The sequence below is a fragment of the Xanthomonas sp. SHU 308 genome (assembly GCF_000364645.1).
GTDB classification, from domain to species: Bacteria; Pseudomonadota; Gammaproteobacteria; order Xanthomonadales; family Xanthomonadaceae; genus Xanthomonas_A; species Xanthomonas_A sontii.
Window position 1 is genome coordinate 1 of record NZ_AQOK01000633.1, and the last position, 4,725, is coordinate 4,725.

At 70.4% G+C, this 4,725-nt stretch carries 5 protein-coding genes and 1 pseudogene; 3 read left to right on the forward strand and 3 right to left on the reverse strand.

The window, feature by feature from the left end; all coding sequences use genetic code 11:
* Both D588_RS25235 and D588_RS25240 read right to left on the reverse strand, forming a co-directional pair.
* A partial coding sequence (locus D588_RS25235) for an AMP-binding protein (RefSeq protein WP_157836487.1) occupies positions 1-390 on the reverse strand: 390 nt, incomplete at its 3' end.
* Positions 387-1,043, reverse strand: coding sequence for a thermostable hemolysin (locus tag D588_RS25240; protein ID WP_017912894.1), 657 nt, complete (start codon positions 1,041-1,043; stop codon positions 387-389). The genes D588_RS25240 and D588_RS25235, both read right to left, overlap by 4 nt.
* Before the next feature lie 288 nt (positions 1,044-1,331).
* Between D588_RS25240 and D588_RS0117690 the strand changes: the two genes are divergently transcribed.
* From D588_RS0117690 to D588_RS0117705, 3 genes are all read left to right on the forward strand, one after another.
* Positions 1,332-1,922, forward strand: coding sequence for a TetR/AcrR family transcriptional regulator (locus D588_RS0117690; RefSeq protein ID WP_017911136.1), 591 nt, complete (start codon positions 1,332-1,334; stop codon positions 1,920-1,922).
* 134 nt (positions 1,923-2,056) lie between these two features.
* On the forward strand, positions 2,057-2,716 hold the full coding sequence (locus D588_RS0117700; protein ID WP_010344493.1) for a protein-L-isoaspartate O-methyltransferase: 660 nt from the start codon (positions 2,057-2,059) through the stop codon (positions 2,714-2,716).
* An 18-nt stretch (positions 2,717-2,734) separates the two neighbouring features.
* The gene (locus tag D588_RS0117705; RefSeq protein WP_017916924.1) at positions 2,735-4,102 is read left to right on the forward strand and encodes a TolC family outer membrane protein; all 1,368 of its coding nucleotides are present in this window, start codon (positions 2,735-2,737) and stop codon (positions 4,100-4,102) included.
* 302 nt (positions 4,103-4,404) lie between these two features.
* Here the strand turns inward: D588_RS0117705 and D588_RS0117710 are convergent.
* Positions 4,405-4,725: pseudogene (locus D588_RS0117710) on the reverse strand (3-deoxy-D-manno-octulosonic acid transferase); the annotation flags it as partial.

The window sequence follows — 4,725 nt, forward strand, 5'->3', positions numbered from 1 at the left end:
CGCCTGCGTCAGGCGCCGGCCCGCCAGTCCCGGCTCCGGCAGGCGCAACGCCTCGCCGTCAAGGTCGGCCAGCGCCGGACCCGGCGCCGCGATCAGCCCCTGCGCGCCGCTGCTGGCCAGGGCGTACTGCACCTGCGCCGGGCTGAAGAAGGTCGGCAGCGGCACGTGCACGCCGCCGTTCAGGCGGATCGCCAGATCCAGCAGCAGCCACTCGGGGCCGTTGTCCAGGCGGCTGGCGACGCAATGCACCCCATGCCCCTGCAGCGCATCGGCCAGGCGCTGGGCGCGCTCGAGCAGATCGCGCTCGCGCAGCGCCCCATCGGCATAAAGCACGCGCGCGTCGTCGCCGCGCAAGCCGGCCAGCAGGTCGGCGACGCCGGGCGTGCTCACGGCGCCCCCGCCAGGCAGGCGCGGAACGTGGGCAGCACGCCGTGGCGGGGTTCCGCCTCGCGTTGCAGGAAGGCGTGCCCGGCGGCGATGTCGCCGAACATCAGCCGCGGCTGCGCCGCGTAGTAGTCGCCCCAGTCGCTGGGATCGTCGCGCAGGTCCTGGCCGCGCGCCTCGCCCAGCTCCACAGTGGCCAGGTGCAGGCGGTCGAAGGCGTTGCGCAGTTGCCGGGTCGCCACGAACAGCACCCAGCGCAGGCCCGCGCCATGCAGGGTGCAGGTCAGCGCGCGGATCATCGCCCGCGCGTCGCCGGCGTGCTCGGCGGCGAAATTGCCCACCTCCACCAACTCCGTGCGCACCACCCGCCGCGGCATCCGCTCGGCGATCGCCAGCTCGGCCGGCTGCGCCAGGTACTGCTCGACGAACAGCGGACCCTCGCTGGCGCAGCGCAGCCCCAGCGCGGCCTGCAGGCGACCGTCGGCGCCGTGGTAGGCGAGCAGGTGCGGAAGAAAGCCGCGCAGGACCGCGCCGTAGCGCTCGTGGTAGACCCGGGCGATGAAGGCTTCCACCTGCGCGCGATCGGGATGCAGGGCATCGACCAGCACAGGATCGGCGAAGCGGAAACCGGAAGCAGCGGAGAGGGGGACGATGGCCATGGCGGCATCGTCGGGGCAGTCGATTAGGCGACCATGAGCCCGATGTTAGGCAAATGTAAGCCGCGCATAAGCAAAGCATTGGATGCCGTGGCCCTGCGGCCCGTGCCCGCCGGCGCACTGCGCAGCCCGGCCCCACACCCGCCGAACGCAGCGTCACAATAATGAACCAGCGGGTCTAGTATAAATATCGAACCGACTGGTCTAGTATTGCCACCCATGGTCAGCAAATCGTCCGCCGCCTCCGCCAAATCCTCCTCGCGTCCCGCCGGGCCCGGTCGCCCCAAGGACATGGGCAAACGCGCCGCGATCCTGGAAGCGGCACGGGAAATGTTCACCGAACTGGGCTTCGGCGGGGTCAGCATGGACGGCATCGCCGCCCGCGCCGGCGTCTCCAAGCTCACCGTCTACAGCCACTACGGCGACAAGGAAACCCTGTTCGCCGAAGCGGTGCGCGCGCAATGCCAGGCGCTGCTGCCCGACGACCTGTTCGGGCACGCCCTGAAAGGACCGCTGCGCACCCAGTTGCTGGACATCGGCCAGGCCTTCTTCGCCATGATCAGCAGCGAGGCGGCGATGGCCACCCACCGCATGATGCTGACCCCGGGCACCGGCGACGACCACGTCCGCGAGATGTTCTGGAATGCCGGTCCCAAGCGCACCCAGCAGCACCTGGCGCAGTTGCTGCAGGCCCACGTCGCCGCCGGCGCGCTGGACATCGCCGACCTCGACCTGGCCGCCTCGCAGTTCTTCTGCCTGGTCAAGGGCGAGCTGTACTCGCTGATGATGTGCGGGCTGTGCCGCGACGCCAGCCAGGAGCGGATCCGCGCCCATGTCGAGGCCAGCATCGACTTCTTCCTGCGTGCCTATGCGGCGCGCTAGCCCGGCCGTGGGGCTGTCCGCGACGGCCGATGACTTCCGGCACTGCGCGCCGGACCGTCCGGCGGCGATGCTGCGGCATACGCCCGGCCTCCGTGCCGGCTAAAATGCCCGGCCCTCCGCGTTGGATGCCCGAAATGACGATCGACTACTCCCAAGCCCGCGAAAAGATGGTGGAACAGCAGGTCCGTCCCTGGGACGTGCTGGACCTGCGCGTGCTCGACGTGCTGTCGCGGCTGCCGCGCGAGACCTTCGTGCCGCCGGCCCACCGCGCCGTGGCCTACGCCGACCTGGAGATTCCGCTGGGCCACGGCCAGTTCATGATGAAGCCGGTGATCGAAGGCCGCATGCTGCAGGCCCTGGACCTGCAGCCGGGCGAGGACGTGCTGGAGATCGGCACCGGCAGCGGCTTCGTCAGCGCCTGCCTGGGCGAGCTCGGCCGCGAAGTGGTCAGCCTGGAGATCGAGCCGGCCCTGGCCGCCGCCGCGCGCGCCAACCTGGACGCCGCCGGCCTGGGCAGCAACGTCCGCATCGAGACCGCCGACGCCTTCGCCTGGAACAGCGAGCGCCGCTTCGACGTGGTCTGCGTCACCGCCGCGGTCACCGAGATCCCGGCGCAGTTCCTGGCCTGGCTGCGCCCCGGCGGCCGCCTGTTCGCGATCCGCGGCCGCGCGCCGGTCATGGAAGCGGTGCTGGTGCATGCCGAAGCGGGCGCGCCGCGCACGGAATCGCTGTTCGAAACCGACCTGGCGTACTACCTGCGAGGCGCAGCGCCAGTCCCCCAGTTCACATTCTGATCCATCAAGGAAGCCGCAATGATCCGCCGATCCCTCGTCCTGGCGCTGGCCGCCGCGCTGTTTCCGTTGGCCGCCAACGCCACGGACCTGCTGCAAGTCTACGAAATGGCCCGCAACAGCGACCCGCAGTTGGCCTCCGCGGAATCGACCCGGCTGTACGACAAGGAAGGCGAAGTGCAGGCGCGCGCCGCCCTGCTGCCGCAGATCAACGGCAGCGCGTCGCTGCAGCGCAACCATAGCGAAGTCGAGCGCGGCGGCGGCGAACTGGCCGGCACCGGCAAGAGCCGCAGCTACGCCGTGCAGGGCCAGCAGACCCTGGTCAACTTCGCCCAGTTCTCCAACCTGCGCGCGCAGAAGGCGCGCAGCCTGGCCGCCGACTACACCCTGGATTCGGCCAACGACGACCTGATCGTGCGCACCTCGGCGGCCTACTTCAACGTGCTGGTGGCGATCGAATCGCTGGTCGCCGCCGAAACCAACGAAGCCGCCGCCAAGAAGCAGTTCGACTACGCCGACAAGCGCCTGGAAGTGGGCCTGGCGCCGATCACCGACGTGCACGAAGCCCGCGCCGAGTACGACCAGGCCCGCGCCGACACGATCAATGCGCGCAACTCGCTGCAGGACCTGTACCAGGCGCTGACCCAGATCACCGGCCAGCCGGTGCGCGACCTGCGCGGCCTGCCGGAGGATTTCCGTCCGCAGCTGCCGGCCACCGGCGGCGACATCGACAGCCTGATCGCCTCGGCGCTGGACAAGAACCCGTCGCTGCGGTCCTACCAGTACCAGGTGCAGGCGGCCGAGGCCAGCGTCTCGGCGGCACGCGCCGGGCATCTGCCGACGCTGAGCCTGTCGGCCAGCGCCGGCCGCGATGCGAACTGGGGCAACAGCGTCTCCGGCAGCGGCAGCACCCCGCGCGCCGACAGCAACACCATCGGTCTGACCTTGAACATCCCGATCTTCGCCGGCGGCGCCACCCAGTCCGGCGTGCGCCAGGCGCTGGCGCAGCGCGACATCGCTCAGGACACCTACGAACTGCAGAAGCGCGCGCTCGACCGCAACACCCGCAACGCCTACCAGACGGTGGTGGCCGGGATCAGCGAGATCGAGGCGCGGCGCCTGGCGGTGGTCTCGGCGCAGGCCGCGTTCGATGCCTCGCAGGTCGGCCTGGAAGTGGGCACCCGCACCGTGCTGGACGTGGTGCAGAACCAGCGCACCCTGTACCAGGCGCAGCTGGCCTACGCGCAGGCGCGCTACAACTTCCTGCAGAACCGTCTGCTGCTGAGCCAGGCGCTCGGCTCGCTGGACGTGGCCGAGGTGCAGTCGATCAACGCGCTGCTGACCCAGAGCGCCGAATCCAAGCTCAACTCCACCAACAGCACGCAGTAAGCGCACGCACGCGCGCTTGCCGCCGAAACGGCGGGCCTTCGGGTCCGCCGTTTTTGTTTATGGAGGCGTGGGGCGAATGGCGGCAGCCTCCTGTGGGAGGGACTTCAGTCCCGACGCGCTGCGCGATGGGAGGAGAGGGATGGCGAGAGCCATGCGTCGCGACTTGCAGGGCACCTCGAGTCACGACGCATGTCATGCGCAGGAGCCGCAGGAGCGGCTTCAGCCGCGACGGGACTTCCCATGAAAAGCCCGTCATGGCGATACCCGCTGCGACGGATATGTCCGCGCACCTCTACGACGCGTCAGTCCTCCACGCCCGCATCGCCCGCCAACGGCGGCAGGTGCGGCGCGATCAACTGCAGGGTCCGCTGCAGCGCGCCGCGGCCGTTGGCGACCAGCGCGCAGCCGGCCTCGGCCATGCGCGTGCGCGCCTCGGCATCGCCCAGCAGGGACTGCAGCGCCGCGCACACGGCGCCGGCATCCTCGCAGATGGCCACTGCACCGGCCTCGCGCATGCGCCGCGAGATTTCGGAGAAGTTGTGCAGGTGCGGGCCGGTCACCGACGGCGTGCCGACCGCCGCCGGCTCCAGCAGGTTGTGCCCGCCGATCGGCTGCAGGCTGCC

Excerpts from the sequence above, each read along its gene's own strand:
- D588_RS0117705 (WP_017916924.1), top strand. The coding sequence starts at position 2,735 with ATGATCCGCCGATCCCTCGTCCTGGCGCTGGCCGCCGCGCTGTTTCCG.
- D588_RS0117690 (WP_017911136.1), top strand. The coding sequence starts at position 1,332 with ATGGGCAAACGCGCCGCGATCCTGGAAGCGGCACGGGAAATGTTCACC.
- D588_RS0117700 (WP_010344493.1), top strand. The coding sequence starts at position 2,057 with ATGACGATCGACTACTCCCAAGCCCGCGAAAAGATGGTGGAACAGCAG.
- D588_RS25240 (WP_017912894.1), bottom strand. The coding sequence starts at position 1,043 with ATGGCCATCGTCCCCCTCTCCGCTGCTTCCGGTTTCCGCTTCGCCGAT.